The organism is Tersicoccus sp. Bi-70 (assembly GCF_001968825.1).
GTDB lineage: Bacteria > Actinomycetota > Actinomycetes > Actinomycetales > Micrococcaceae > Tersicoccus.
In genome coordinates this window covers 1-26,395 of record NZ_MIEU01000013.1, presented here as the reverse complement: position 1 = coordinate 26,395, position 26,395 = coordinate 1, and the positions used below count along the sequence as shown (strand labels likewise).

Sequence of the window (26,395 nt, the reverse complement as noted above, 5' to 3'; positions counted from 1 at the left end):
CCCCGCCTGGAATGCCGACCGCGCTGGTGTCCGATAGACGAACGTCTAACGGACACTCCCCCACTCCTCATCCTCGCCGCGTAGCTGCTGGGATCGGAGGTGCACGATAGACCCGCCCGATGATATGCCCGATGAGGGGGCCTTTTCTGCAACACTGACTCCGTGAAGATCGGATACGCCCGCGTCTCGACCGCCGGCCAGGACCTCACCGCCCAACGCGAGCAGCTCACCGCCCTCGGGGTCGACGCCGAGCGCATCCACGTCGACCACGGCCTCACCGGCACCAACCGGGCGCGTCCCGGCCTCGAGACCGCCCTCGCCGCCGTCCGCAGCGGCGACGTCCTGGTCGTGACGAAGCTCGACCGGCTCGCCCGGTCCGTGCCCGACGCCCGCGCGATCGCCGACCAGCTCGTCGAGCGCGGCGCGGCACTCAGCCTCGGCGGCAGCGTCTACGACCCACACGATCCCGTCGGCCGGCTGCTGTTCAACGTCCTCGGTATGGTCGCCGAGTTCGAAGCCGACCTCATCCGCATGCGCACCCGCGAAGGCATGGCGATCGCCAAGTCCCGCGGCCGGCTCAAGGGCCGGGCACCGTCCCTCTCCCCCAGCCGTCGCCGGCACCTGCTGAACCTGCTCGACGCCGGCGGCCACACCCACACCGAACTCGCCGAGCTCTTCCAGGTCTCCCGGGCCACCGTGTACCGGGAAATCCGAAGGAGGGAGGAGGGGCAGGTAGCAGGCGATCATCCTCTTGCTACAGCCGCTGATCGTTCGTGACCGTGGCCACGCGCCCAGCCCCCGACGGATCGTCAGATGAACCTCGCGCCTCAAGGTACTCCCGTCGGCGAAGGCGGCAATCCGCCGCTCTCGCTAGTCTCAGCGTCTTCCTCCCGGTTGCGGGCATTGTCGTCGTCGCTGTGACGAAGGTGCACCTCGTGTTCCAAGTGGCGCTCTTTGCTGGTACAACATCGCTGATTTTCGCCTTCGTTCTGTGGCATTTCTCGGACCCCGCCTACGATCCGTCTGGGTACTACCCGGAGGAGCAGAAGGAGGAGGAGGAGCCGGAAGAAGGAGAGGGGTAAGTTGCCGTTAGCGGCGGCACATCCGTCCGGCGGCATGCTCCCGCCAGGGCCGCGTCGATTCGCGTCGCCGACGAACGCTCCTACGACCTGACCGACTCCCCTGCAGGGCGCACCCTCACGACGACGACAGGGTCAAAATCGGTCGTTTTCGGACCGTCGTATGCGGGGCGTCGGAAAGTAGCCCACTCTCGCAAGGAGGGTCGAAGCATGCCCCTGACGACGACACGGAGTCATGAGGCTGGAACAGAGTTTTCCGGCTCTCGGTGAGCTCATTGCAAGTCTTAGTGCGGCATGGGGACGAACATCGTGGTTCCGGGCGGCGACCCCCCAGTCCTCACCGACGCGCTCTGGTCTCGCCGTCCTGAAGGAATCTCGCACCCCAGCCGGCGCGCGGCTCCCGGTAGAGCGGTGGTGCAATTCAAGAAGGTGCCGGACCATCGGTAGGCGCTACTGTCCCCCTATGTTCAATGAGTCCTGGCCGTGGAAGAGGGATCTGGGGCGGACCGCGGAGCGGTTGGAGGGGGCTCGACTGGGGCTGGGCCGTCGACTCGACCAGCTCGGTGACAGCGACGAGTCCTACGAGGAAGTAACCGAGGCGCTGTACGAGGTGGAGCGCGACGTGATGTCCGGTTCATTCGCTGCGCGCCGTCTCTTGGGGATGCCGTCGAAGGTGACCAAGGGCGCGCGGGCAACGACCGCCGTCGTGGGCCGATTTTCCTTGCGTCAGGGGGCGAAACCCCCTGACCTCTGGGACGCGCTTGGTGACCTGGAAATGTACGACATGGGCCGGCCAAGGACGGCGACGATCTCGGCGAACGAGCTATGCAATCTCTTCGTCCACAGCGTGATCTTCCGAACGGCTTGGACACTTGAAGGCCTCGCGTGGGAAGAATATTGGGCGCTTCCCGAAGACGACCCCCGAGTCGAGGCCGAACCGACGGAGTTCGTCGGGTTGCTCGTGGCCACCGACAAGTCGTGTCGTGATCACGTAACCCTCGTGAGCCGTGAGGAGCTCGTTCGAGTCTTTCGGGTGCTCGCGGAAGACGAGGTCACCCAACTGAAGAGCCGGCGCGATCGCAAGGGCCGAGTGCATGTCACTGCCACGTAGGTTCGAGCCCTACACCATCCACAGCCCGGCTTTGATGCCCGGGACAAGGCTTCAGCTCTCCCGGACTCCAGATGACAAACCACTCTCGCCTGTCCTCGCCCGTGCCGACGCCGCCGTTCCCGGCTTCTTCCCCACCTGGCATGCACTCTCTATCGAATCGATCCGGGCGCCGCGGAACTGGCACGCGCTTGACCTTTGGCGAGTGTGAAGCTCAGGTAAGGGCCAAGACTCAGTGGTCACGCCTTGTGTCTGTGCAGTCCGCACTTGCTTCATCTTCGTTGGGTTCTTCTTGCCTAGTGAGGTCGGCATAACGCGCGAAGAGTAGTTCCTGTCGGTCGAGTTCCGTCCGGCATCGTCGTGGCGCGCCCATGATCTTGTCCGTCACTGCGTCCAGTCCGTCGTGGGCCTTGACCAGGGCTGGGTCCATGCCCAGGGGTGCGTAGTGCTGGGCAAGGGAACGCCCGGGGTGAAGGGCGCGGGCCTCGAGGATCTTGTGGCCGGCCTTGGCTAGGGCGGCACGGTCTTTCTCGGTCAGGGCTGGGAGGGGGAAGCCGTTCCAGGTGATCGTGCTGGAGAACGAGAGGTCGGACTTCATTCGCCCCCCGACGGTCTTCATCCAGGTGATGAACATGGAGGACGAGGCGACGGCGAACACCAGGCCGTCGGGGTCCACGGCTCCGTAGACCTTGTTAGAGATGATGACGTCGGGTTCGAAGTGGGCCACGGGCAAGTAGGCGCGCCCCTCGCTGCTGACTTCGGGAATCCCGACGAACGGCACTTCTGAGACGAGGCCACGCTGGCGGAACAGATGGGGGAAGCGTGCCCAGTCCTGGGTGCTGGCCGCCTTGGACTTGGCTCGCTCGTCGGCGACGCCCTCGAGTCGGCGTTTGAGCTCGGGGGAGCGGGAAGGTGCGTCGGGGTCCATGTCGGCTAGCCAGAGGCACCAGCGTTTCTTGCCGCGGATCAGTTCGACCGCCCCGACGTAGGGACGCACGTACGCGGCCATTCCGGGATCGGCCATGACGGCCTCGTACTGCTCGGCGGTGACGACGAGGTTGCCGGCGTCCGTGGGCTTGGACCCGTAGATGACTTCCGGCAGGTCGGGGGCCAGCGGGGTCCTGCGCTTGTCCACGAGGACGTTGGGGCCGTCCACGAGGTAGCCGTTGATCGTCTTCACCCCGGCCACCTCGTGGACTTCTGCGCGAACGTGGGCGTACTCGAAGAGGCGGGGCTTAGCGGCGAGGTCGCGGGTGAAGCCGATGATGACGCAGTGCACGGCGGCCTTGCCGGGGGCTTCGGAGTCCCACTGGAAGGTCCGGTGGGCGAACTTGATGCGCCAGCCGGCTTCGAAGATCGGGGCGAACAGGCGGGCAGGCTGGTCGCCCTGGACGATGGAGTTCGTGGTCACGAACGCCCACTCCCCGTCCCGCTCCGCCAGTAGGCGCAGGGTGAGGGCGTGCCAGGCGGTCACGAAGTCCAGGCGGGAGAGCTGCTTGTCCCCGCCCCAGGCGGCCTGCATCAGGGCCAGTTGGGCTTTAGTGCGGGTGTGGTCGCCCAGGAAGGGTGGGTTGCCGAACACGAATGTGCGCCCGGTCGGCTTGGGTAGAGCCTCAGCCCAGTTGAGGGTGAGCGCGTCGTGATGGTGGATCGTGGCGGTGATCGTGATGGGCAGGCGCACGGGGGCCTGGCCCAAGGCAGCGGCGAGCTGCCGGTTGGCCTGGTGATCCACGAGGAACATGGCAGTCTCGGCGATTTTCGCCGGCCACCAGTTGATCTCAATTCCGTAGAACCGGTCGATGTGGATCCGCTGGTCGAGGGTGATGTCCATGGAGAGATCGATGGACCCGGACCGGCGGCGCTGTTCGGCCAGCAGGTCCGTCTCGATCTCGCGCAGCTTGGCGTAGGCCAGGTTCAGGAAGTTGCCGGCCCCGCAGGCCGGGTCGACGTAGATATTGGAAGCCATCTCTTCGATAAGGGCGATGATTTCCCGGCCGATGGTGGTCTTGTTGCGGATCAGCCGGTCAGCCCGGGCCCGGTAGTCGTCGAGGAAGAGCGGGCCGATGGTCTTGAGGATGTTCTCCTCGGAGGTGTAGTGCTCCCCGTCGCCGCGGCGGGCTTGCTTGGACTTCACGAGCTGGAACATGGACCCGAACACGGCTGGGGAGATCTGCGTCCACCGGAACCGGCAAGCGGCTACGAGGGCGGCGCGGAAGCCCTCGGTGAGGAACCCGGCGGTGGCCATCCCATCGAAGATGCCGCCGTTGACGTACGGGAACCGGGCCAGGGCCTCGGGCACCCCGCGGCGGCGGTTCTCCGGGGTGTTGAGCACACGGGAAAGTGCGTCCAGCTGAGGGCCGAGGTTGTCGGCGGTGGTGTCCCATTCGACCCAGCGCTGGAACAGGTCAGCCTCCCAGAGGCCGGCGTCGTCGCCGTAGAGAAGGAACAGCAGCCGGGTGAGCAGGATCGAGGCCTGCTGGGTCAGGTAGTCCTCTTCTTCGGCGTCCTCGGGGGCTTCCTCCCCGACGGGGACATCGACCTCGTCTCCGAGCAGGGCGGTGAACATCGAGGCCATCAGCTGCGCGGCGGCGATGGAAGCTTCTTGCTCCTCGGCCTTCGTGACGGTGTCCCGGCCTGCGAGGAACATCAGCTGGTCCACATGGTCCGCGGACTTCTGCACGGCGAACTCGCAAACCCATCCGGCATCGCCCAGGCGCTGAACGCGGATGCGGGCGAAGTCGGTGACGAGCACGTACTTGGGCCATTCATGCTGACCGATGGAGCCGCCGGCAAGGTAGTCCAGGGCCTGGTCGTGAGCGGCGTCGAGGTCGGCGCCGAGGGACTTGGCTTCTCCTAGGGCGACGCCGGACCAGAAGAAGTCGATGTACCCGGCCCCGCCGGTGGAGGCCCGCGCTGCGCTGCGTTCGAACAGGTCGATGCGTTCAGGGATGACGCCGAAGGTGCGCAGCAGGTCGGACCAGAACTGTTGGGCGAAGGACTTCTCGGTGTGGGCCTGTCCGTCGGCGCGCCAGCCGTCGATGCGCTGGCCCCAGGCGTGACCGAACTCTTCCAGGGCTGTGCGGATCGTGCCGCGGTCTACCAGTTGTTCCACAGGCACAACGTACACGCGGCCCTGACGCTCTAAAGCTGGAGGTCAGAGTAGAAAAGCTCAGCTGGGTGACGGGTGGTTTCTCTCCCTGGGTGTCGACGAGGAAGCCGGCGATGGCGAACGGGGCTGCTGCACCGATAGGGCACCATGCCCGCCGCCGGCGCGTCGTGGCAGATGGCGCCGATCGCCTCGTAGGCCGCGTCGGCGTGCTCGACGATCAGGGGCGTCTCACTCATCGGGCTCTCCAGAATACTATTAGTACTGATGCCAGCGTTAGGGTGATTTCTGGCTCGGCTCAGGATCCGAGCGGCCGGCCCTGCGGGAGCTCGCGGGCGGCGACGGACTCGAAGGGTTCCCCGTTGTTGTAGCGGGCCTCGAGGCGCTCGACCTCGGCCATCACGGCCCGGTCGATGAAGTCCGAGAGGCTCCGGGACCCTTCGGCGACCTGGGTGTGCTTGAGTGCGCCGCGCATCCGCGCGGTGTCTTCGGGGTCCTGGTAGAAGCTGACCTTCGGCTTGGGCTTCTTCCGCCCCTCCCCCACCGGCTGCGCCGGGGCGGTGGTCGACGCGGCTGAGGTCGCGGCCGTGAGCCGCGGCGCCGCGACCAGGGCCGGCGGGGCCTGTTCCGTTGTTGGAGGGACGCTGGGGGCGACGGGGTTGGATCCCTGCAGGCTGGACTTGCGGTGGACGGGTCGGGCGGTGCTCATGCGTTCGCTCCTTCGAGGGTCGCGGTGAGGTAGGCGTCGTAGACGTCGGCGAGCTCGCGGGCGTCGCTGCTCCCCCACTCGTCCAGGCCGCGGGCGGCTTCGCTGGCGTCGGCGATGACGACGCGGTTGTTCATGATCGGCTCGAACAGGCTCAGTCCCCGGCCTTGGGCAGCGGTGGTGAGCTCGTCGAGCCACCCGCGGGCGCTGATGGTGCGCGGGTTGTAGAGGTTGACGATGATGCCGGCGACGCGCAGGTCGGCGTTGTAGTAGCTGCGGACGCTGCTGATGGTGGTCAGCAGGGCGTCGAGTCCGTTGAGGCTGTACAGCTTGGCCTGGCTGATGATCAGGACGGCGTCGGCGGCGGTGAGCGCGTTGACGGTCAGCTGGTCGAGGCTGGGTGCGCAGTCGATCAACACCAGGTCGTAGTCAGCCAGGAGCGGTGCGAGGGCCTCCCGGAGCCGCATCTCTCGGCCGGCGCCGGCGGTGATCAGTTCATCCCGCACGGCGGCCAGTTCGATGCCGGTGGTGGGCACGACGCTCAACCCGTCCCAGATGCCGGGGACGATGACGTCGCTCAACGTCTCGGGTGCTCGGGAGCTGAGCACGTCGGCCAGACCGATGTCGTCTGCAGCGACGTCGTCGCCGGCGGCGCTGGCCGTCAGGTTGCCCTGCGGGTCGGCGTCGATGACCAGGACGCGCAGTCCCCGGCGGACGGCCGCGCGGGCCAGGTGGTAGGTGGTGACGGTCTTACCGACTCCACCCTTCTGATTACACAGAGCGATCACGCGAGCGGACATTCTTACCTCCATTCATGGCCTTAGGGCCATTGTAGGCATTCCCCCTATTAGTACTGTTAGGGGGAATGCCTACGGCGTGTCGGGGTCGGGGTCGGGGTCGGTCGAGTTCGATGAGCTGACCGTCGACCTGAGGGGTAGAGGACCCACTCGGTCGGGATGTCCGAGTCGGGGCTGCGAAGCCGGACGCCTTCGAGGGTGACGGGGCTCGAGGGGTGCCAGGGGCGCGATGACTTCGCGGGGTTCGCAGTAGTGCTGCTCCCCCACGCGGATCAGTCGATCGCCCGGCGGGCAGGTCGGCCAGGCTGGTGGTGACGATGATGCTCATAAGGGCTCCTTTAGTGGTGTTGACGGTAATGGTGGTTTTGCTTCTATTGGGCCTAGCAGTGGCGTTAGGCCCAATAGAAGCATTGGGTTAGTACTCGCTGTCCCACTCGGGGTGGCCGGTCCAGCTGATGAGGGTGCAGCCGGCGTTGGGTGCGCCGTAGTCGCGCAGCGGGCCGACACGGAAGTCTTCGGTGCCTTCCTGGTCGGGAGCGTAGATCGCGCGGCCGCTGTAGTAAGGGATTGCGTCGTCGTCGTAGAGGGTGAAGTGGTGGCCGGCACCGGCTCTCAGTGCGTCAAGGAGGTTGTCGGGGGCGGTGCTCGGTCCGGTGGTGCCGGTTGCGTCGCCGGTCATGGGGTCGATGCCCTCGGCGGCGAGGTGGTCGGTGTCGATGGTCCAGGCGTAGGTGCTCATGTCTCTAACCCTTCTAACGGTTCTAATAGTGGTATTTAGTGGTGGCTGTTGCGTCGGGCGTCGGCGGCGGCGCGTGCGACGAGCGGCTCGCGTTCGGGGCTGTTCTTGGTGCCGTCGCGCAGCGGGTGGCCCCAGCATTCAGCGGTGCATTGGTGGGTCATGCCGGCCTCACATGTAGTAGTGTTACTTCTAATAGTACTATTAAGGTCACCGCAGGTCAAGCGTTGGCGGTGATGCGGGCGATGTGGTCGGGCTGGAATCCGGACCAGTGGTCGTCGTCGTTGATGACGACGATGGGGGCTTGGGAGTAGCCGAGGTCTTCGGTGACCCAGGTGAGGGCGTCGGGGTTCTGGGTGAGGTCGATGACTTCGTAGGTGAGGCCGGCGCGGTCGAGGGCTCGTTGGGTCATGGTGCATTGCATGCAGGCGGGCTTGCTGTAGACGGTGATCATGATGTCCTCCCTCATCGTTCGGTTGGTGGCCTCGTTCCTGATAGTCGGAGACAGCGGCCGGGAGTGAGCGCAGTGCAACCCGTAGGGCGGTGGGGGAGGGAGTTTCCGTGCGATGTGAGGGAGCGTAGCGACCGCGTGCGGGAAGTCCTGGGGGAGACGGCCCCGGAGCGTCAGCGGAGGGGCTTGCGCGGAGCGAGGGACGGCTGATGATGGAGCGTTCAGGAACGAGGTCCTTCCGGTCAGGCGCTCAGCGGCGCGGAGCGCCGTCGATTGGGGTTGGGTTGGGCTCGTTCGTTGAGTAGTTGGCGAGCGGCGTGGTGGTCGGCCCGTCCGTCGCTGCGGCGTGGGTAGGCGCCGTAGGCGTTGGTCCCAGGGTCGGGGAGCAGGGTGAGTTGTCCGGGTCCTGGCCGACGGTGGGGTGCGAGCCGTCGTGGAGCGGTCATCCAGGCGTGTTCGGCTTGCCACCAGGCCCACTGGGCGCGTTCGGAGGTGTAGCGGCGTGTGCGGGCGGCGAGGCGGCCGGTGATGCCGGCACGGGTGGCGGCGGCGCGTCGGGTGTCGCTGGCGGGCCTGCGGTAGCCGGCGTCGCTGGCGAGCAGCACTCCGGCGGCCTGTAGGGCGTCGACAGCGCGTGAGACCTGGGGCGGTGTTGCTCCGGTCAAGTCTGCGAGCTCCAGCAGGGGGAGGGGCGATTGGCTGGTGTGGGCGTAGAGGTTGCCGGCCAGGTGGCCGAGTCCGGGGCTGGGGGTGAACAGGTCGTGGGCGGCCGCGGTGAGGCGCGTGGTGAGCGTTGTGAGCAGGAGGGATCGTTCAGCGGACCCCGCCCCTGCGGGGCGCGGGTCCGCTTGTGACCGGGCTTGAATTGGAAACTTGTGGATGTCCTGGGTGGGGTCGATGGTCCAGATAGCCCCGTGGGGTCCTTCGGCGGGTTTGGCCTGGGCGATCCACCCGTCCTGGGAGAGGCGCAGCAGTGCCGTCCTGGCCGTTTCGCGGCCGATACCGGCCATCAGGGCCAGGCGGCGGGTGTCGGCCTCCACGGCGGCGCTGAGGGCCTGCAGGGTGAGGACGGAGAGTGCGTCGAGGATCCGCCGATCAGCGGGGCCGCCGCCGGTGGTCCAGCGGCCCCCGGCGGCGGCCGCGCGGGCCTGCAGGGACCGGACGGTGGTGGCGATCGCGTCGGCCCGGGGATCGAAGGTCGGGTCCTCGCCGGTGCGCCCGGCTCGGGTGGCGACGTGGCGGACGGCCTTGTCCCACTGGCGGCGGAGCAGGCCGGCGGCCTCGTAGCGGCCGCGTGGGTGGCGGTTACCGCGGTCGCGGGTGGAGCGGACGTGCTCGAGGCCGGGGGAGGTGTCGGCCAGGGCGGCGATGTCGGCGTGCCGCCAGCGGGCGGCTGCGGCGCCGATGAGGATCCGCCAGAGGACGGCGGAGGCGTCGCCGGCGGCGGCGTCCTCCTCGAGGGCGGTCTGGGCGAAGGCGGGCAGCGGTCGGCGCGGCCCGGGCAGGTACAGGCGGGCGTGCTCGTCGACGGGCAGGGGAGCGTGAGGCGTCAGCTCGGCCCGGGCCGGTTCGGCGTCGTCGACGAGCTGGGCGACGTTCTCAACGAGGCGGATGACCTGGGCGCGGGTGCCCGTGGGAGCCGTGAGCGTGGTGACGTTGCCGGTGAGGACGACCGAGTGGCCGCCGGCGCGGTGCGGGGCTCCTGGGGGCCGCGCACACCCGGTGGCCGGGTTGGTCAGGGGGGCGAGGTCGAGAGTGGGGCACAGGTGCCGGGCGAGGCGGGCGAGCGTGGCGGTGGTGTCGGCGTCGACGCTCTCGGCCAGGGCCGCCCAGACGTGGCGGCCGCCGGAGGGACCGGATTCGCACACGACCGCGGGTAGGCCGGCGTCGTGCAGCAGGCCGGCGAGGACGTCGGCGTCACGCGCAGCTGCGTGTCGGGCGTCGGGCGTCTTGGCGTCCAGGTCGAAGCAGAGCAGCCGGTAGCGGCTGTCGGGGCCAGCGAGGTAGACGGCCCAGGGCCGATCCGGCTCGTCGCCGGCGGTGCGCCGGTGTCCGGTGTAGGCGTTGAGGATCTGGCCGTCGGCGTCGACGGCGGCCATACGGACGCTGGCCCGGGGGCTGATCGTGGCGGTGAGTGGCCAGGGGGAGTGGGGGGAAACCGAAGACGACACGCCGGGTGGTTGGCGCGAGTGTGGTGCGTCGGTGGGGTCGGCGGCTACGATGAGACCACAGCTCCTCCTTTGAGGGTGTGAGTTATCAAGCCAGCTACCCGGTGTCCGGCCAAGAACTTGGGGTGTTGGCTTAGATCTTGTGGAAGGCCCGCCTCGTGCGGGCCTTCTTCATTTGTTCTACGAGGCTCTGTTGAGGGGGAGGGTCTCCTGGTGGTCGATCATGCCGAGGTCGATGGTGTCGAGGTGCCTGCAGAGCAGGTCCGCGACGTAGTCGCTGACGGTGGTGCCGTGGTGAGCGGCGACGTCGGCGAGCTTGTCAGCTTGGGGGATGGGCAAGCGTGACCCGACCAGCCTCCGCGGCCCCTTCGAGCGGCGGCCGCCTCCGTTGTTTCCTCGTGCTGCCATGCGGTCCATTAGACGGGTAACAGTTTCATGTGGGGAGTATTGGCGTCGGCGTGTCGGCCGTTACGGTTCGTCGGTGCGGAGGAGGGACGTGCGCAGAGGTGCGCTGCCCTGGACGCGGAGTGCCGCCCACGCTGCGGCGAGTCCGGCGATCACGCAGAGGGCGGAGAGTGCGCTGACGATCTGACCGGCCTCGTACCAACCGGGTAGCAGGGCGAGCAGCATGAGGAAGGCGCGGAGCACGGCGAGGCCGAAGCCTGCTGCGAGCAGACCGGACGCGGTGCGCCTCCACCGGTTCCGGGTGGTGTTGAGGTCGTGCGTGAGCCCGGGTAGCAGCACGGCGGCGAGGTACGCGAGGTAGGCCACGGCGATCAGGTTGTAGATGAACGCGGCCGGCTCGTGGAGGTAGAGCTCGAGCCCTGGGGATGCCGTCGGGGTGTCCGTGAACGCGAAGCTGATGAGCGCGGCGGCCAGGGCGACGGCGAAGACCAGCCGTCCGCCTAGGCCTGAGACCAGGACGAGTGCCCGGTGGTCGTTGAGCACCCTGGCCACCTGGTCGCAGAGCACGTTGGTGGCCACGAAGATGGCGAGTTTGGCCAGCAGGTCGGTGAAGTTGGTGCGGATGAAGATCCCGTCGACCGCGTGGTACACCGGCGGAAGCATCAGGGCGAAGGCGATCGCCAAGCTGGTCCCAGAGACGGCGATCGCGGCGTTCATCCGGTGGGTGATCGAGGACACGCGGGTCAGCGTGAGCGCGACCGCGACGATGAGGACGATCCAGAATGCGACTTGCATGGTTCTCCTTCAGCCGAGAACGTCCCAGTACCGGCGGTCGTCCGCCTGGGTGTTCAGGTGGCGGGCGGTGCGGCGCTGGAGGTCGGTGAGACGAGTTGAGCTCAGGTCAAGGAGTTCGATGTCGTCGAGTTCACTGAGCGCCCGCTGTCGCGCGTGTGGCTCCCATCCGGCCTCCTCCATGGTGATCAGCCCGGTCGCCACGAGACCGGTGGCGGGATCTGTGTCACTGAGCTCGGCGATTAGGGTGGCGACGTCAACAGTGAGCTTGCCACTGGTGATGGCTGCAGACAGCGTCGAGGTGTCGATACCGATGCGTTCAGAGGCGTTGCTGCGGATGTTTCCAGGGTCGATGGCGTTGATCCATTGGCGCACGCCGTCGGGGACAGGTGTCTTCGACAGGGCGACCACGGTGAGGGCGTCGGCGTAGGACTGTCTCGTGCGGCGTAGGAGCTCGGCGAAGACGTCGTCGGGGGTTGTCTGGCTGAGCACCTCGACGTGCCGAACCGGACGTCGGGCAGCCATGGCGGGGAGCCCGGCGACAGCGGCAAGGCTGTCGTAGACCGGCAACGGTTGAGCTCTGGCGATGGCCACGACGACGGCGGGGTCGACGCGTCCCCGGGCGCGCTGACTGGCGATGGTGCGGCGAGGTATGCCGGTCATCCGTGCCAGGTCCGTAGAGCTGAGAGGGAGGCCCTTCGTGGCTAGCCAGGACTCGAAGCGATCAACAAGAATCGGCATGAGTCATCCACGATCGGTTCAATGTGACGGCGCAAACGTCCAACTCATGGGTTGAACTGTACAGTTGAGCCATGGTTCCGATGGACCCGTTCCGTCGTAAGACTGCCTCGACGCACCGCGGTGGGTCGGCGGCCTGCTTGCGGCCGAGCTTTCGGCGGACCGCGCCCGCCCTCGTGCAATCACCCACGGTCGTCATCGATGGCGAGGTCTCGTTGGAAGGTGACCATCACGATGACGGATGCGACAAACAGGGTCTCACCGCGGTCACTAACAGGAGTCACCGTGTGCGAGGCCGTTTCTGCCGCCCACAGTTGCCCGCCTTGGCGATCGAACTCCGTGCCGAGCAGGCGCAGATCATGGTCGATGCCGCGTGCCGCCTCAGCAAGAGCCGCAGCGACGGTCGTGCATGGATTACTCGTTCGATAGACCGTCTCGATGCGACTCATCCCCTCACCACTCCTCGACGCCGACGCCGCACCGTCGTGGAGAACCGCAGTGCGACGAGAAGACACACCGCTGCGCACACGAGACACAGCGACCCCTGGGTAACGGAAGCGGTGGCACTCGTTAGCGCCACCGAGAGCGTGACCACACCCGCTGCGGCAAAGACGATCGTTGCGGCCGCACTGATAATCAGCCCGACGTATCCGGTCAATCGGCGGATCATTCTGCGTTCCTGCCAGTCAGTCGAGGCGATCCTCGAAACCCAATGCCCGCCCGAGCGAGCGATAGCGCCGCCACATCTCAGCCCGATTTGCCGTATATCGGACGCGGATCCCTGCCCGCTCCTCGTTCGCTGGGGGATCTGCGATGACCAGATTCTGAGCAACCAGGGCGTACAGGTGCTTCTTGATCGTGACGGGTTTGACGTTCAGCGCGGACGCCAGATTGCCCGCCGTGATCGGTCCTGTCTTGGACACCTCGCTCAGGACCGCGACGCGCAAGGCGTTCCCGTACGCCTGCATGACGTCCTCCAAGGACTCGTATCCGGCGGCGCAGACGGGACTGGGCATGCTGCCTATCTTGCCGGAACTGGCGACAACTGCGTCTGCACGGTGGTCAACTTGCACTGTAGTGCATACCTTAAGTATTCGCTACAGTGGGGTTCTCAGACTCCGTAGCGGCGATGACGGTCGATTCAAGATTCGTGGGGGAAGGGTTTTCCCACGTGCTGAGCGGTAAGGGGAGAACGGTATGGCGGGCGATCAGCGGTTCCCGGGCGCAGGCCGATCGGGGTTGTATGACGAGTCCGAGCAAGTGACGCCGGCACCCGCGGCCGCCGCCGGCCGATCAGCCCAGCTGCCGGACGTCGATGCGGGTGACGATGTCGCGGCAGGCCAGACGTCGGACAGCGCCCTGGACGGCGCGGGCGTCAGGGCGGAAGGTGCGGCGACGTCGACGAAAGCGGAGCGCCCGCGCTCGTTCAATTTGACAGAGCAACCGGACGAAGAGCATGGGACGACTGACCGAGCACGCCAGGGATGGCGGGGTTGGCTGAATCGGTCTTTCGGAGGAACGTTCCGACTTAGCGCGGGGCCGTCAGAGCGGGCTGCGTTGGAGAGCTCGGTCGCCTTGGATCGTGACGAGTCGGTGATCCGCCAGTCGAGCTGGACTCGCGGCGTCGGGATCCTGGTGGCGAACAAGAAGGGCACGGCCGGTAAGACCCCGACGGCGATCTGCCTGGGCGGCGTTCTGGCGTCGATCCGCGGTGGCTCGGTCGCGATCGTGGAAGCCTCGGACGACCGCGGGCAGCTGGCGTACCGGTCTGAGGGAGACCCTGCTCTGGGGATCGGTGAGTTGGTGTCGGCCCTGTCGGGCGTGGCCACCCAGTCTCAGCTGCGCGGCTACAGCGTCACTCAGCGCAGTTTCGCCTCGGTCATCGGTTCGACGGCACACTGGCGAGCACCCCTGGACGGTGACGGCGTTCGCGGCGTCGCGAAGATCATCGACGAGCACTTCACGCTGCGGGTCTGGGACACCGGCAATCAGTATTCGTCGGGGGCGTTCGTCGCCGCCGTGGAGACGGCCGACGTCCTGGTGATCCCCACCATGAATTCGGCGGACTCCATTCTCGACGGGCTGGAGCTGCTCGATTTCCTTCGGGCGCGCGGCGCGCACGGGCGGATGCTCGCGGAGTCGGCGATTGTGGTCCGTCTCAGTGACGGTCGCCCTGAATCGGTCAAGGACTCGCGTGTGCTGGGCAGCTTCAACCAGGCCGGCGTCCCGACGGAGCACATCTACTCGGTGCCGTTCGATGCGCACATCGCGGAGCGTGGTCCGATCACGCTCGAGAATCTCGCCCCCGCGACGCGGGCGGCGTTCACGGCGGTGGCCGCAGCGGCTATTCGTCAGGCGAACCGGAACGTCCACCAGAAGGAGAACTGACATGCCCATCCTCGACACCGCGGCCGCTCACGTGAGCGTGCTCTCCCACGTTGTGACCACGCGCGCCGCCGATAACGCAGCAGGCCTGACGACCCTCGGGATCGCCAACCCGTTCCCGGGCGTGCCGGACTTCACGAGCCTCGGCGGCCGGTTCACCGAGTGGTGGCAGCGGCTCTTCGCCGTCGTGTGGGGCCTGGCGATCATCGTCGCGGCGGTATACCTGATCATGGGGCTGGTGGCCATGGCGCGTTCCGACGCGAACAACCCGCACGCTCACGCCGAAGGCCGCAAGAAGGCGACCGGTGCCGGGATCGGCCTGGCCGCTCTCGCCGGTTTCGGCGTGCTCGTCGGAGCGATCCTGGCGGTCGCCGGCTGATGGCCTCCACGGGGAACGAACCACAGCGCCGGCGGCGACGCTGGCCGATTGTGGTCGTGGTCTTGGTGGCGATCGCGGCGCTCGTTACAGGCGTGTCGGTGTGGTTCCAGAAGTTCCCGCCGTCGTCCGCGACCGGTGACCCATCCACGGACGACGCGACCGCCATGCCCGCTTCACCGCCGCCGCCTGGGGCCTTGGCGCAGACGCCCGGCGGGTGCATCGCCGGCACCGGCAGCGTAGGTGCCAAGTCGTTCCTCGAGGCGGCGGCGAAGGCACCCCACACCACCACCGGGGCGGTGGAGGTGGCCGGAGCGTATCAGAGGTGGGGTGCGCGGTCGCCGTGGCCGACGGTGGCCGAGAGCGAGCAGGTAGTGAAGGCGCTGGCGGCGCCGGAAGCGGATGCCAGCATCACCGGCCTGCCGAAGCGGATGGCGACACTCAATGCGGAAGGCTCGATCGGGGATGCGCGCCTGACGCTCAGCGACGGTCGCTACATCGTCGAGAGCGCGGCTCGCGACGATGTCGTGGTCTCCACTGCAGGGACCGTGATTCAGAACGGGCAACCGGTCCCTGACCGTGCTCAAACAAACACCTTCACGCTCACGTGGAAATCCGGCAGGTGGATGCTGGTCTCGGCGCACCCGACCCGGTCGACTGAGGACCTCTTTACCAACGGCGCGCGGTTCGCAGGAGGCTGCTGATGATTTCCGCGGTGCTCGGACGGTTGCCGATGGAGGATGACGGTAACCCGCTGAACAAGCTCGGCCAGGGCGTCGGCGACGCGATCGGCGGGGTGAAGGATCTGTGGAACGGCGCCACCGGGGCAGTCGGCAATGCCGTGACGTTCGCTGCGGACCCGTTGGGCTCGATCTTCAAGGCGACCCGGGACGGGGCGGTCGGCTTGGCGAAGAACGTGCTGCCTGCGTTGGCGCACGCGACGCAGCCGGATCTGAGCGTGGACTGGTTCTTGAAGGCCTACGCGATCAGTTTCGCCGTCGGCATCCTGATCTGGGGGGTGCTGCTGCTGGGCCAGTTCATCGCCGTCGCGCGTGGACAGATGTCCGGCGAGGCGTTCCTGGAGGCCCTGGTCGGGAGGACGTTCCTGTTCTTCGGCGGGGCCCTGTTCGGTCCGATGATCGGTACCGCCCTGGTGTCGATGCTCGGCGCTCTGACCGACAGTCTGATCTCGTGGGGAGTCTCCTCGTCGTCGGACAAGATGCTGGCCTCGTTGCAGACGATGCTCGGGAAAGACCCGGGTGCGATCCCCGGCGGCGTGATCGTGGGCATCTTGCTGATGGTCGTCATGATCGTCGGCCTGTTCCTGGTACTGGTCACGTTGGCCATCATGCTGGTGACGCTGTACCTGTCGGGGGCGGTGATGCCGATCGGGCTGGTATGGATCGCCTCGCATCGGCACTCGGACTTCGGCAAGAAGATTCCGGTGCTGTGGCTGGGGATCCTCGCGGCGCACCCTCTGCTGTTCTTCATGCTGGGGATCAGCTGGAACATCATCGCCGCGTCGTCGAACTGGATGCTCTGGTCCGACGGTTTGAAGACGTTGATGAACCTGATGACGGCGGTGATAGCGATGGCGATCGCCTCGCTGGCGCCCCTGTTGCTGCTGAAATTCGCGCCGATCATGCCCAGCGGTGCGGCAGGTCAGCAGGGCCCGTCGATCAACGCACCGCAGAAGTCGTATGGCGAATCCAGCCTGTCGGAGGTCCGCCAGGCGCGAAGCTCCTCCAGCGAAGCGGGGGACGCGGCCACGGACGGCGGCGCCGGCGAAACGGGCGACGGGTCCGGAAGTGAGGGCGGCGGCGGATCGGATGGGACGTTGATGCGGCGGTTGCGCCAGTTGGGGTCCTCGGGTGATGCCTCGAGCGCCGACGCGGCGGCCGAGTCGGCCGGTACCGCTGCCGGCTCGGGCGGCTCGGGCGGCTCGGGCGGCTCGGCCGGTTCCGGCGGCGGATCGGGCAGGACTAAGCCCGCCGGCGCAGCGGCCGGTGCTGACCACGGCAGCCAGCCCGCCAGTGGTGAGTCGGCCGGAGGCGAGGCGAGCCAGCCGGCCGGTGCTAAGTCGGCGGGAGGGTCGGCTCCTTCGGCCGGGCGCGGGAAGGCGCCGGCCGGTGCTGTCGGCTCGCCGGCGGGCGGTGCTGGGGGTGCCGGGGCAGGTGCGGCCGGGACGGCCGAAGCGGGCGCGGGCGCGGAGAGTGTTGCCGCGGCTGGCGCGGCCGAGACCGGGACGGGTGTCGGGGCTGTGATCGGCATCCCGACGTTGGCGGCCGCGGCCGGAGCGAAGGCTGCGGAGATGGGCACTGACGCGGCTAAGGCTGCGACGAGGGCGAGTGAGGCCGCCGGGCAGACGGCGGTCGACAACATGCAGGACGAGACGGAACGGTAGGAGGAGTCCGGTGGCGACACGCTACATCGGCGGGGAGACCGGGCACCGGGGCTTCTTCGGCGGCACCCGGTCGAAAACGCAGGTCGCAGGGCTGATCATCAGCGTGCTCATCGCCTTCTTCGGCGTCATGTTCACGGGTTGGCCCGGTCTGGTCGTCGGCGTGGTGCTGGCCACCGTGGTCTGGTTGGCGACGGCGACGACGCATCGCGGGTCCTACTGGGAGCGCCGAGGTCGCCGGTCGCGGTGGAAAGCGCGACGAGCGCTGGGAACGGACCGGTATGTGCCGTATTCGGACGCGGCGTGGGCACAGGCTCAGCAGGACGCGCAGACCGCGAAGGGCAGCAAGGCGCGGGCGCGGGCGGTCGCTGTGGTCCGGTCCCGCCCCGATGGCGCGGACGGGATGGGGTGGCTCGACGCCCGCCGGCAGAACCCCGGCATCGCCTGGCACGCCCCCAATGGCGAAGAGCCGTACCTGTCCGTGGCGTTCGAGGTCCGTGGTCAGCTCAGTGGAGCCGAGTCGATCGCCCGGGAGGCGGCCGCTCAGGACGGTTTCGGGTCCCTGTTGGCCGATCACGCCCCGCACGACTCGTTGGTGCGCGGAATCCAGTCACTGACGCGCGTCCTCCCGCCGGACCTTGCCTTGAACGAACTGTGGGTCGCTGAGCATCTGGCCGCGGATGCGCATCCCGACGCGGTTCGGTCCTACCAGGAGGTGCTCGAGCGCACGGGCACCGGCTCCTACGTCCAACGTCACCTGGTTGTGGCGCGGTGGCCACTCACCGCGGACTTCTACGCGGCCGCGGCCACCTACGGCCCGGGTCGGGACGGGTGGCGGGCCCTCATGAAAGACGAGATCGAGGCGATGGTGCGTGCGCTGGACGCTGCGGGAATGGGCTCCCCGCGGCCCCTGACCGCGCGCGCCACGGTTGCCATGATGCTGCATCAGCAGAATCCGTCGCGACCCCATCTGATGGTCAAGGACGTCGATCCCCGGCAGCTGGGACTGGCGTCGCACGACACGTGGTCCGCGACGTGGGTCGACGGGGTAAACCCGATCACCGAACAGGCCGTCCGCTGGGGACACCGGACGGCGATGATCAGCGCCGACCAGGTCGAGACAGGTGCCCGGTCACCGTACTGGTTGCTGTCCCTGCTGCACGCAGGAGCAGGCATCCGCACCCTGAGTTTCCACCAGGAGCTCGTGCCGGCCGACGTCGCCCGGGCGGCGACGTCGAAGGACATCGTCCGCGATCAGGCGGCGCTGATCGCCCGGCAGAAGAAGGGCGAGATCGCCGACCCCCAGACCGACGCCAACCTGCGGGGAGCGACGGCCCGCGGAGCGGATCTGCAACCGGGCACCGGTCACCACGGGTCCAACTGGGTCGGCTTCATCACCATCTCCGAACAGGACGAGACAGCGCTGTTGAAGGCCGCTCGCCGCCTGGAGCAGTCAGCCCGCACGTTGGCCGGCATTCAGAAGCTCGAATGGCTCAACTCGTACCAGGCCGCGGCGATGGGCACGACGTGGCCGATCGCGCGCGGGTTGAAGCCGGCACGCACCACGTTCGGGGCACGGATGATGGACACCCTCGCCGGGCGCGGCGAGAAGGAAGAGGAAGCGAAGGTCCCGGCATGAGAACCACCCAGGACATCGACGAGAACCCGGACGTGAGTATCGACATGCTGCTGGCCGGGGACCGGCCGGCAGTACAAGAACCCGCCGAGGATCCGGCGGGAGCGACGGCCGCCCGGCCGAAGCCGCGATTGATCCAGCGCATCCCGGTCCTGCGGGTGTTCGCCGCCCCCGACCTGGCGGAGACCGAAGCGTTGGGCGAGGCTGGCGGGGAGGTCGAGGAGTGGGCGCCGTTCGCGGAGCAGGGCGCACGGCTGCGGTTGAACAACCGGAAGGCGCGCAGCGGGCTCTACGCGCCGGCGGTAACGGGCGCCCCGTCCACGACCCGGCAGGCCGAGATCCTCAACACCGCCCTGATCGCGGCGCCGACGGGAGTCGAGGGCGTGGCCGCCGGCCGCGACGTCCTGTCGCAGACGGCGATCAGCAAAGACCCGATCACCGACTACAACGCCACACCCCGCCGCGTGACGTCGACGAACGTCGTCGCGCTCGGGGACGTCGGCTCGAGCAAGTCCGGCTACACCAAGACCGTCTACGTGCTCCGCCCCCTGATCCTGCGGAAACGACGGGCTGTGGTCTTCGACAAGAAGGACCGTGGCGGCGAGGGCGAGTACGCGGAGATCGTCCGTGCCCTGACCGACCCGGCCGACGCGAGGCTCGGCCGGGAGAACCGCCCGATCCGGTTCGCCCTGAACGGCTCCGGGGTGCGTCTGAACATCCTCGATCCGATGATCTCGGCGGTCAACGACGACGGGCTGAACAACCAGCTGGTGTATCTGGAGACCATCCCGGACCTGCTGCGGACGGGCCAGGGGACAAGCGTGCGCGAACGCAAGGCCCTGCGTCTGGCCTACCGGGCGATGATGCGGGACTTCGAGGGCCGACGGACCCCGACGATCGCCGATCTGCACGACCGGCTCGGGACCGTCGACGCGACCGAACCGTCCCTGGAGGGTGCGAGCTCATTCGAGCTGGAGCGGTTGCACGAGGCGGGGATGGAGATGCGGTTCGTCTTCGACGAGCTGCTGACCACCTACGGGGAGATGTTCGACGGGGATACCTCCGAGCAGGTGTCACTGAACCAGAAGCTCACCTCCTTCGACATCTCCCAGCTGCCTGACGCGGGCCCGGCCATCCCGATGGTGATGGGCCTGGCGAACCTGTGGCTGCTGGGCCGGGTGAAGCGCGACCGGGGCTGGCGCACAAATGTGCTCATCGAGGAGGCCGGGCACATCCTCGGCGGCCCGCTTGCGGTGCAGCAGAGGTCGAACATCAAGCTCTCCCGCGGCCTGGGGATCTCGAACATCTACAACATCCACAAGGGAGAGACCGACGTGCCGGCCGGCACCCCGGGGATGGCCGTGATCGAGGAGGCCCAGACAGTGCACATCTTTCGGCACACCCGCCCGGAGGCGGCCCAGTGGTGCGTGCGCACGTTCGGGTTGAACCCGGACACGGCCGACGCCATCACGCGGCTGCCCAATGGGCATCACTTCCTCAAGTCCGGGACCGGGGAGCCGGAGATCGAGATTGAACACGTGCGCTCGACCTACGAGGTGGCGTTGACCGACACCGACGAGGCGCTGCGTGAAGACGACGAACTGATGGAAGCCAGCTGACCAGGAGGTCTCACGGAGCAACCAGGCCGTGCGGCAGAGAGTCGGACACGAAGGGAAGAGCGGGATGAGCCCGAACGTCAGTGTGAACGCCCCGCACCGGGCCGGGTCGACGATGACCCGCACGAAGGTCGAGCTGACCGTCCTGGCGGTGCTGGTCGGTCTGCTGTGGCATCTGGCGCTGGTGATCACGACGGCGCTGCCGGTGACCGATCTGGTCGCGACCGTGCGCGCCCTGCTGCACTGGGCGATCGGCGTCGTGCTGCCCACGCAATCGGCGTCCGCCGTGGCCGTCGGCGGGAACCCCGCCGGCAACTGGGGTCCGCCCGTGGCCGTGTGGGCGACCCTGACCGTGTTGGTCATCGCCGCCTGGATCGCCTCCCTGTTCGCGCTGAAACGACGGCGGACCCGCCGCCAGGGCGGGTCCGGTCAGTACGGGCTGAGCAGCCATCGTCAGCTGACGCAGCTGATCCGGGGCCCGCAGAAGGCGCGCACGGTGCCGGCGACGTTCTGGCTCGAAGGCAAACCGGTCGCAGAGCGGGCCGAGGACACCGGCGTCGTCTACGGCCCGCCGCGCGGGGGCAAGTCGACGATGATCGTCGCCGCGAAGGTGGCGTTGGCCGAGGGCGCGGTGATCACCACGAGTACACGGCCCGACGTGCTGCGCCTGACCGCTGGCATCCGGAGGCAGACCGGCACCGTGTACGTTGCCGACTTCGACTCACTGAGCGCGTGGCCGGACAAGGTGCGGTGGGACATGGTCCGCGGGTGCGAGGACGCGACCGTGGCCGCCGAGCGGGCCGCGGCCATGGTCAACGCGATCCCGCGCAGCTCCGAGCGGTCCTCGGCCGATGACTACTTCGACCACGGCTGCATCGTGATCCTCCAGGCGTTGCTGCACGCCGCAGCCTTGGTAGAGGGCACGATGCGAGACGTGCTGCGCTGGTCTGAATCCTTCAAGGACCAGGAGCCGGCGAACATCCTGCGGGAACGTTCCCCGGAGGTGAAGTCGTGGGCGGGCAGCCTGGATGAGTGGTGCCGGGAGAACAACCCGGACACGATCGGCAACACCAAGACCACGCTGAGCAAGGTGACCGGTCCGATGAAGAACGAACGGATCATGTCGTTGCTGTGCCCGACGGAGGAAGAGTCGGGCATCGACATCACCACGTTCGCCCAGTCCTCCAACACCCTCTACGCCCTGTGCCAGCCCTCCACCAGCGCGTCGACGGCCCCGATCGTGACCGCGCTGGTCGACTCGATCGTCCAATCCGCGATCCGGGCGGCCGGGCGCACGGCGTCGGGCCGGCTCGACACGTACCTGTCACTGATCCTGGACGAGGCCCCGAACACGTGCGCGCTGCCGTCGATCCCTTCCTTGATGACGGCCGGCGGCGGCAGCGGCGTGCACACCTGGCTCCTCGCCCAGGCGCCCTCCCAGCTGGTGACCCGCTGGGGCAAGGACGGCGCCGAGACAATCTTCAACGGCGCCGCCGCGAAGGTGATCCTCGGTGGGATGGCCGATCAAGAGTTCCTCGAGCGGGTCTCTACCCTGATCGGCCGCGAATGGGTCGAACACCTCAGTTCCTCGGTGGGGACCGGCCGGCACGACGAGCCGACCGTGAACACCAGCCGGTCGATGCAGTTGGACCAGAAGATGCCGCTGGAGAAGATCCGGAAACTGCCCTCCGGGAAGGCGCTGCTGCTTTACCGGGAGCTGGAAGCGGTCGTCGACCTGGTGCCGTGGTGGGACCTGCCGCAGGCAGATAAGTTCCGTGCCTCCCAGCAGTGGGCGCTCGAGATGGAGGGCATCGGTCGTGCCGGTGTCGGCACCGTCGACTCCGCGGAGTCGGCGTGAGTGAGCCGGGCGCGGTCGAGCGCGCGGCGGGCGTCGAGGCGATCGCCGAGCTGTTCGAGCGGCTGTCCGGTGTGGAGGAGCTCGCGCTTCACCTGGACGAGGAACTCACCAACTACCCCGCCGGCGGGCCGTGGCACTGGACCGGGCTGGACGCCGACCAGCGCCGGGCGTTGTGGGTGGAGCTCGACACGTTCGTCACCTGGCTGCAGAACCGCATACTCAATCACTTGCAGGAACGCACGATGTGGATCGCGCCGTGCTGGTACCAACACGAAGAAGCGGTCGAGCTGTTGACCGCGCTGATGGTCGCCCACAAGGCTGCCTATCACCCCAAGTCGAAGAAGGCCTCCTTCCAGCCGGTCGAATGGTTCACCCGCGCCCTGTGGCCGACGATCGAAGTTTTCAAGCGCGAGTCCACGTTCATCGGCTGCCTGGACGCGAGAGAGCACTCTCAGACCCACACCATGGGCGTTCAGCTGACCGCCGGCGGCGACGCGTTCGCCCAGTTCGTCGATGCCGACGCCGCGGCCGCCGCGGGCGTGACTGCGGACGGCGAGGTCCTCGATGAGGGCTAAACGGGCAGGGATCGCCCTCGCCGCCACTCCGGTGTTGATCTTCATCGGCCTGCTGGTGCTGAGCCTGTTCGTCCTGCCCGGGGCCCAGTCGGCGCTGGCCTGCGAGGCGACCAGCGGGTCCAGCCCCGTCAAGGCCGGCACGGTCCCGAACGGGTGGGGGCCGCTGGTCGACCGCGCAGCGAAGGACTCGGGCGTCCCCGCCTCGGTGATCGCCGCGCAGCTGGACACCGAGTCGGGATGGAACCCGAAAGCGGTGTCCCCAGCAGGCGCCGATGGCCTGTCCCAGTTCATCCCGTCCACCTGGCGGCTGTACGGCAAGGGCGATCCGTTCGACCCGGCCAACGCGATCGCGGCGCAGGGCGCCTACATGAAGAAGCTCATGCAGGTGGTCCGGCCGGTCGCGCAGCGGACCGGCAAACCACAGGTATCCCTCGCCCTGGCCGGCTACAACGCCGGCGAGGGAGCGGTGCTCCAGTACGGGGGCATCCCACCGTTCGACGAAACCAAGCAGTACGTGCCGAAGATCCTCGCGCTGGCCGAGAAGTACGCCCAAGGTGGTGACGGCAAAGCCGCCACCACCGAGCCCGCCACCTCGTGCAGCGGCACGTCCGTCTCGAACGCCACGGTCGGCGGCGCCGGGGACGACTATCCGTTCCCCAACGCCGAATACAACGCCGGCAACCCGTTGACCGGGTTCGCCTACCGCAACTGCACCGACTTCGCCTGGTTCCGGGTCATGCAGCAGAAGGGCATCACCGACCGGTCCAAGTGGAGCGCACTGCGGCTCGCTCCTGGCAACGCGGCCACCTGGGAAGCGGCCTGGCAGCGGCAAGGCTGGACCGTGTCCAAGACCCCGAAGGTCGGCGCGGTGATCTGGTACGCCGCCTTCGCCGGCGGCACACAGCAGTTCGGCCACGTCGCCGTCGTCAAGAAGATCCTGGCGGGCGGGAAGGTCCTCGAGGAGGGCTACAACTACGGCAACCCGCCGGACGGGCACTACTACACGCGGGAGATCAGCGCGAACTTCCCGTCCGCCTACCTCTACGTCCCCGAAGGAAGGATCCCCTGATGAGCGCACCTGTCCGATCGCTCACCGCGGCCGCCGCCGTCCTCGCCGTCGCACTGGCGGCGACCGGGTGTGGCAACGAGTCCACCAACGCCGCCCCCGCCGCCACACCCGCCAGCTCAGCTCCGGCCACGTCGATGTCGAGGCCGTCACCGTCCTCGTCGACGTCCTCGCCGTCGTCGGCGATGAAGCCGGCTCCGACCGGCACCGCCTGCCAGGTCTCCTGCGACAGCGCACCGCAATACGTGGGGCCCACCCCCGAGGCACCGCCCACCTGGGGGCCAGGTGACCAGAAGGCGGCCGAGAGCGCGGCCCTGGGAGCGATGAAGGCCTACGCGCAGCCCGGGATGGCGCACTCCCCGTGGCTCGCACAGATGCGACCGCGGGTCACCGCCGGCTTCGCGGCCGAGCTGACCTCGTTCGACCCGAGCTACCTGACCGTCTCGAAGGTCACCGGAGCGCCGCGGACCACGATTCAGAAGACGAACACGTACCAGGCGGTCGTGACCGTGCCCACCAACGAGGGCGCCTACACCGTCACGATGCTGCGCTCGTCGCAGCATTCCCCGTGGTTAGCCACCAGCATCGTTCCGCCCCTGGGCCAGCACTAGGGGACGCGACGTCGCTGGTGGCAGAGCCTCCGGGGAAGCGACGGTAACCTCCTGACCCGTCGACCGTTCCCGGGGACGGGGACCCTTACCGGGTCCGGCCGTGGCCCCGGTCCCTGTCCGGATCGGGGCCACGGTCATGCTCGGGTGCGGCGTCGCCCTCGATGGCGCGGCGCTTCCGTTCGTTCAGCGCGCGCAACAGCTCCTCGGCGCCAGATTCGGGCATGACCTGGCGGGCGCCGTCGACGAGCCGCTGGTCCGTGCTCATGTCGCCCGACCTGGGCGATTGACGCAATCGTGCGACTGCGGCACGAACGAGCCGCGCTTGATCCTCGGTGCCCACGGCCAACAGGGCCTCCCGCTCGACCGTCATCGGCTCGGCCCGCGCGGCCTGCTCGATCCGGGTCAAGGCGTTGCCCCGCTGTCCACCGAACACTAGACTGGGAGACGAAGCAACAGTCGTCCCGCCGACGTCCCAGCGACGTTCGCCAGGTGACTGGACCCCCGGACTTGGCTGCGGCAGATGGGGGTTGCTTCTTTTTTGTGTCACGTCGGCGCCGTTGACGTGGACGACGGTGGCGATCGGTTCCAGTGGTTTGAACCACCGGTCGTCGTCGAGAGCCACGTGCCGGCGGAATGCCCAGGCGCTCAGGTCCGGCGCCCACAGTAGGGGTTCCCGGCCCGGTGACGTGTGGTGGACGGTGGTTTGCCGGTCGATCATGCCGGCGCTGCGCAGCCGGCCGATCGTCTCCTTGTCGTCGCGGTCGCCACTGGGGTAGGCACGCTTGTTCCTGCTCTCCATGACCAGCAGGCGCGCGGCCGAGGGGCCGGTCCCTCGGGTGACCTCCGCCGTCAGTGCCGTCAGCGTCTCGGCTCGGGCGATCGCCATGTCACGGTCGTCACGGCGGATGCTGGTCTGGACGGTGACGATGTTCCAGTCGGCGGCGGTGGCCAGGTACTCGACGAGCTCGTGGATCGCGTTCTGTCCGGCCGCCGACCGGTACGACTCCGTGGTGTGCCAGTATCGGCCGCCGGCGATGTCCATCAGCGCGTCCCTGACGACGGAGCCCTGATCCCGGTCCACGATCACCCCGCTCATCGCGTAGAACGGGTGCTCGTCGTTGCGCAACGGCTCCCGGAACGACTCGTCGATGAACACCACGGGACCCGTGCTGCGGGCGTACAGCTGCGCGAGCGCCGGATCGCCCAGACCGAATCCCGACATGCCCATACGTGCGTCCCCCTCACCGTGATGCCCTCACAGGCTAGCGCCGGTGTCCCCGGTCGTTCTCCCGCGTCGGCGCGTTCCCCTCAGGCTCCGGCCGCTGTTCCTGCTCTTCCCGTCGACGACGTCGGATCTCGCTGAGGGCTCTCGCGACGGAAGTCGCGTCATCACCCTGTTCACCTTCGGGTCCCGTGGAGCCTCCAGCGTCTCGCACCGCACGCAGCCGCTCAGCGATGCGTTCCCTCGCGGTCGCACTTGTGCCCGGTCCCCGCTCGGCGGCGAGCCGGTCGATGACCTGCTCCGCCTCGGACGGAGTCTCACGGGACTCGATGAGTCCGACCTGCCGCACGTATGCCCCCTGCACTTCCTCGCCGGTCAGTGGGTCCTTCGTCGTCTGGGCGCTGTACTTGTGGGCGGCTGTGACCCGGGCGGCCAGATCGGCGGCGACCGGGTGGTCGCGGTGATCTACCGGGATCGCGGCCGGTTCGGTGGCCGGCACGTGGTAGGTCGCCCGGTACAGGTCGACCTCGGCGGCGAGCTCCGTCCACTCGGCCCGACGGGTG

At 68.1% G+C, this 26,395-nt stretch carries 26 protein-coding genes; 12 read left to right on the top strand and 14 right to left on the bottom strand.

Going from position 1 to position 26,395, the window contains the following annotated elements:
• Positions 1-162 precede the first annotated feature (162 nt).
• Together BGP79_RS10930 and BGP79_RS10925 are read left to right on the top strand one after the other, a co-directional pair.
• Positions 163-777 carry a recombinase family protein gene (locus BGP79_RS10930; RefSeq protein ID WP_076695453.1) on the top strand — a complete coding sequence of 205 codons (615 nt, stop codon included), beginning with the start codon at positions 163-165 and terminating at the stop codon, positions 775-777.
• Between the two features lie 765 nt (positions 778-1,542).
• Positions 1,543-2,190, top strand: coding sequence for a hypothetical protein (locus BGP79_RS10925; RefSeq protein WP_076695451.1), 648 nt, complete (start codon positions 1,543-1,545; stop codon positions 2,188-2,190).
• 229 nt (positions 2,191-2,419) lie between these two features.
• On the opposite strand, the gene BGP79_RS10920 is transcribed toward BGP79_RS10925, so the two are convergent.
• The 12 genes from BGP79_RS10920 to BGP79_RS10870 form a co-directional block, all read right to left on the bottom strand.
• A complete protein-coding gene (locus BGP79_RS10920) occupies positions 2,420-5,314 on the bottom strand; it encodes a DNA methyltransferase (protein ID WP_233121428.1) in 2,895 nt (964 codons plus the stop codon).
• A gap of 277 nt (positions 5,315-5,591) precedes the next feature.
• Complete coding sequence (locus BGP79_RS10915) at positions 5,592-6,002, bottom strand: hypothetical protein (RefSeq protein WP_076695447.1); 411 nt, start codon at positions 6,000-6,002, stop codon at positions 5,592-5,594.
• Positions 5,999-6,799: a ParA family protein gene (locus BGP79_RS10910; RefSeq protein ID WP_076695445.1), complete on the bottom strand. Its 801-nt coding sequence runs from the start codon at positions 6,797-6,799 to the stop codon at positions 5,999-6,001. The genes BGP79_RS10915 and BGP79_RS10910 overlap by 4 nt, the downstream gene beginning before the upstream one ends.
• Before the next feature lie 412 nt (positions 6,800-7,211).
• The gene (locus tag BGP79_RS16465; RefSeq protein WP_076695443.1) at positions 7,212-7,535 is read right to left on the bottom strand and encodes a hypothetical protein; all 324 of its coding nucleotides are present in this window, start codon (positions 7,533-7,535) and stop codon (positions 7,212-7,214) included.
• A 35-nt stretch (positions 7,536-7,570) separates the two neighbouring features.
• Complete coding sequence (locus BGP79_RS17045; RefSeq protein ID WP_255363080.1) at positions 7,571-7,696, bottom strand: hypothetical protein; 126 nt, start codon at positions 7,694-7,696, stop codon at positions 7,571-7,573.
• Between the two features lie 56 nt (positions 7,697-7,752).
• Positions 7,753-7,986 carry a glutaredoxin-like protein NrdH gene (nrdH, locus tag BGP79_RS10900; RefSeq protein WP_369800192.1) on the bottom strand — a complete coding sequence of 78 codons (234 nt, stop codon included), beginning with the start codon at positions 7,984-7,986 and terminating at the stop codon, positions 7,753-7,755.
• A gap of 239 nt (positions 7,987-8,225) precedes the next feature.
• Positions 8,226-10,082 carry a hypothetical protein gene (locus BGP79_RS10895; protein ID WP_076695441.1) on the bottom strand — a complete coding sequence of 619 codons (1,857 nt, stop codon included), beginning with the start codon at positions 10,080-10,082 and terminating at the stop codon, positions 8,226-8,228.
• 249 nt (positions 10,083-10,331) lie between these two features.
• Positions 10,332-10,559 carry a hypothetical protein gene (locus BGP79_RS10890; RefSeq protein WP_076695515.1) on the bottom strand — a complete coding sequence of 76 codons (228 nt, stop codon included), beginning with the start codon at positions 10,557-10,559 and terminating at the stop codon, positions 10,332-10,334.
• Positions 10,560-10,619: 60 nt separating this feature from the next.
• On the bottom strand, positions 10,620-11,351 hold the full coding sequence (locus BGP79_RS10885; RefSeq protein WP_076695439.1) for a hypothetical protein: 732 nt from the start codon (positions 11,349-11,351) through the stop codon (positions 10,620-10,622).
• Between the two features lie 9 nt (positions 11,352-11,360).
• Positions 11,361-12,089, bottom strand: a complete 729-nt coding sequence (locus tag BGP79_RS10880) for a hypothetical protein (protein ID WP_076695437.1) — start codon at positions 12,087-12,089, stop codon at positions 11,361-11,363.
• Between the two features lie 179 nt (positions 12,090-12,268).
• Positions 12,269-12,535, bottom strand: a complete 267-nt coding sequence (locus BGP79_RS10875) for a hypothetical protein (protein ID WP_076695435.1) — start codon at positions 12,533-12,535, stop codon at positions 12,269-12,271.
• A gap of 237 nt (positions 12,536-12,772) precedes the next feature.
• Positions 12,773-13,102, bottom strand: coding sequence for a helix-turn-helix transcriptional regulator (locus tag BGP79_RS10870; protein WP_143588395.1), 330 nt, complete (start codon positions 13,100-13,102; stop codon positions 12,773-12,775).
• 181 nt (positions 13,103-13,283) lie between these two features.
• Here BGP79_RS10870 and BGP79_RS10865 point away from each other — a divergent pair, with 181 nt between their 5' ends.
• From BGP79_RS10865 to BGP79_RS10820, 10 genes are all read left to right on the top strand, one after another.
• Entirely contained in the window at positions 13,284-14,474 is a 1,191-nt protein-coding gene (locus tag BGP79_RS10865; RefSeq protein ID WP_143588394.1) for a hypothetical protein, read from the top strand.
• Position 14,475: 1 nt separating this feature from the next.
• Entirely contained in the window at positions 14,476-14,850 is a 375-nt protein-coding gene (locus tag BGP79_RS10860) for a hypothetical protein (protein WP_233121426.1), read from the top strand.
• Between the two features lie 56 nt (positions 14,851-14,906).
• The gene (locus tag BGP79_RS10855; RefSeq protein WP_143588393.1) at positions 14,907-15,551 is read left to right on the top strand and encodes a hypothetical protein; all 645 of its coding nucleotides are present in this window, start codon (positions 14,907-14,909) and stop codon (positions 15,549-15,551) included.
• Positions 15,551-17,251, top strand: a complete 1,701-nt coding sequence (locus BGP79_RS10850; protein ID WP_076695427.1) for a hypothetical protein — start codon at positions 15,551-15,553, stop codon at positions 17,249-17,251. The genes BGP79_RS10855 and BGP79_RS10850 overlap by 1 nt, the downstream gene beginning before the upstream one ends.
• Before the next feature lie 10 nt (positions 17,252-17,261).
• Complete coding sequence (locus BGP79_RS10845) at positions 17,262-18,887, top strand: hypothetical protein (protein ID WP_076695425.1); 1,626 nt, start codon at positions 17,262-17,264, stop codon at positions 18,885-18,887.
• The gene (locus BGP79_RS10840; protein ID WP_083701827.1) at positions 18,884-20,503 is read left to right on the top strand and encodes a hypothetical protein; all 1,620 of its coding nucleotides are present in this window, start codon (positions 18,884-18,886) and stop codon (positions 20,501-20,503) included. The genes BGP79_RS10845 and BGP79_RS10840 overlap by 4 nt, the downstream gene beginning before the upstream one ends.
• Before the next feature lie 64 nt (positions 20,504-20,567).
• A complete protein-coding gene (locus BGP79_RS10835) occupies positions 20,568-22,358 on the top strand; it encodes a type IV secretory system conjugative DNA transfer family protein (RefSeq protein ID WP_076695423.1) in 1,791 nt (596 codons plus the stop codon).
• Complete coding sequence (locus tag BGP79_RS10830) at positions 22,355-22,933, top strand: hypothetical protein (RefSeq protein WP_076695421.1); 579 nt, start codon at positions 22,355-22,357, stop codon at positions 22,931-22,933. Before BGP79_RS10835 ends, BGP79_RS10830 begins: the two co-directional genes overlap by 4 nt.
• Positions 22,923-24,002, top strand: coding sequence for a transglycosylase SLT domain-containing protein (locus tag BGP79_RS10825; RefSeq protein ID WP_083701826.1), 1,080 nt, complete (start codon positions 22,923-22,925; stop codon positions 24,000-24,002). The genes BGP79_RS10830 and BGP79_RS10825 overlap by 11 nt, the downstream gene beginning before the upstream one ends.
• Entirely contained in the window at positions 24,002-24,610 is a 609-nt protein-coding gene (locus BGP79_RS10820; RefSeq protein WP_076695417.1) for a hypothetical protein, read from the top strand. The genes BGP79_RS10825 and BGP79_RS10820 overlap by 1 nt, the downstream gene beginning before the upstream one ends.
• Positions 24,611-24,695: 85 nt before the next feature.
• On the opposite strand, the gene BGP79_RS10815 is transcribed toward BGP79_RS10820, so the two are convergent.
• Both BGP79_RS10815 and BGP79_RS16625 read right to left on the bottom strand, forming a co-directional pair.
• On the bottom strand, positions 24,696-25,838 hold the full coding sequence (locus tag BGP79_RS10815) for a hypothetical protein (protein WP_076695415.1): 1,143 nt from the start codon (positions 25,836-25,838) through the stop codon (positions 24,696-24,698).
• Positions 25,839-25,872: 34 nt separating this feature from the next.
• Positions 25,873-26,395, bottom strand: a 523-nt coding sequence (locus tag BGP79_RS16625; RefSeq protein ID WP_158067176.1) for a hypothetical protein, incomplete at its 5' end; no start/stop codon positions are given.

Excerpts from the sequence above, each read along its gene's own strand:
- BGP79_RS10825 (WP_083701826.1), top strand. The coding sequence starts at position 22,923 with ATGAGGGCTAAACGGGCAGGGATCGCCCTCGCCGCCACTCCGGTGTTG.
- BGP79_RS10840 (WP_083701827.1), top strand. The coding sequence starts at position 18,884 with ATGAGAACCACCCAGGACATCGACGAGAACCCGGACGTGAGTATCGAC.
- BGP79_RS10880 (WP_076695437.1), bottom strand. The coding sequence starts at position 12,089 with ATGCCGATTCTTGTTGATCGCTTCGAGTCCTGGCTAGCCACGAAGGGC.
- BGP79_RS10910 (WP_076695445.1), bottom strand. The coding sequence starts at position 6,799 with ATGTCCGCTCGCGTGATCGCTCTGTGTAATCAGAAGGGTGGAGTCGGT.
- BGP79_RS10835 (WP_076695423.1), top strand. The coding sequence starts at position 20,568 with ATGAGCCCGAACGTCAGTGTGAACGCCCCGCACCGGGCCGGGTCGACG.
- BGP79_RS10915 (WP_076695447.1), bottom strand. The coding sequence starts at position 6,002 with ATGAGCACCGCCCGACCCGTCCACCGCAAGTCCAGCCTGCAGGGATCC.
- BGP79_RS10895 (WP_076695441.1), bottom strand. The coding sequence starts at position 10,082 with ATGGCCGCCGTCGACGCCGACGGCCAGATCCTCAACGCCTACACCGGA.
- BGP79_RS10815 (WP_076695415.1), bottom strand. The coding sequence starts at position 25,838 with ATGGGCATGTCGGGATTCGGTCTGGGCGATCCGGCGCTCGCGCAGCTG.
- BGP79_RS10885 (WP_076695439.1), bottom strand. The coding sequence starts at position 11,351 with ATGCAAGTCGCATTCTGGATCGTCCTCATCGTCGCGGTCGCGCTCACG.
- BGP79_RS10865 (WP_143588394.1), top strand. The coding sequence starts at position 13,284 with ATGGCGGGCGATCAGCGGTTCCCGGGCGCAGGCCGATCGGGGTTGTAT.
- BGP79_RS10890 (WP_076695515.1), bottom strand. The coding sequence starts at position 10,559 with ATGGCAGCACGAGGAAACAACGGAGGCGGCCGCCGCTCGAAGGGGCCG.
- BGP79_RS10860 (WP_233121426.1), top strand. The coding sequence starts at position 14,476 with ATGCCCATCCTCGACACCGCGGCCGCTCACGTGAGCGTGCTCTCCCAC.
- BGP79_RS10850 (WP_076695427.1), top strand. The coding sequence starts at position 15,551 with ATGATTTCCGCGGTGCTCGGACGGTTGCCGATGGAGGATGACGGTAAC.
- nrdH (WP_369800192.1), bottom strand. The coding sequence starts at position 7,986 with ATGATCACCGTCTACAGCAAGCCCGCCTGCATGCAATGCACCATGACC.
- BGP79_RS10875 (WP_076695435.1), bottom strand. The coding sequence starts at position 12,535 with ATGAGTCGCATCGAGACGGTCTATCGAACGAGTAATCCATGCACGACC.
- BGP79_RS10820 (WP_076695417.1), top strand. The coding sequence starts at position 24,002 with ATGAGCGCACCTGTCCGATCGCTCACCGCGGCCGCCGCCGTCCTCGCC.
- BGP79_RS10870 (WP_143588395.1), bottom strand. The coding sequence starts at position 13,102 with ATGCCCAGTCCCGTCTGCGCCGCCGGATACGAGTCCTTGGAGGACGTC.
- BGP79_RS10925 (WP_076695451.1), top strand. The coding sequence starts at position 1,543 with ATGTTCAATGAGTCCTGGCCGTGGAAGAGGGATCTGGGGCGGACCGCG.
- BGP79_RS17045 (WP_255363080.1), bottom strand. The coding sequence starts at position 7,696 with ATGACCCACCAATGCACCGCTGAATGCTGGGGCCACCCGCTGCGCGAC.
- BGP79_RS16465 (WP_076695443.1), bottom strand. The coding sequence starts at position 7,535 with ATGAGCACCTACGCCTGGACCATCGACACCGACCACCTCGCCGCCGAG.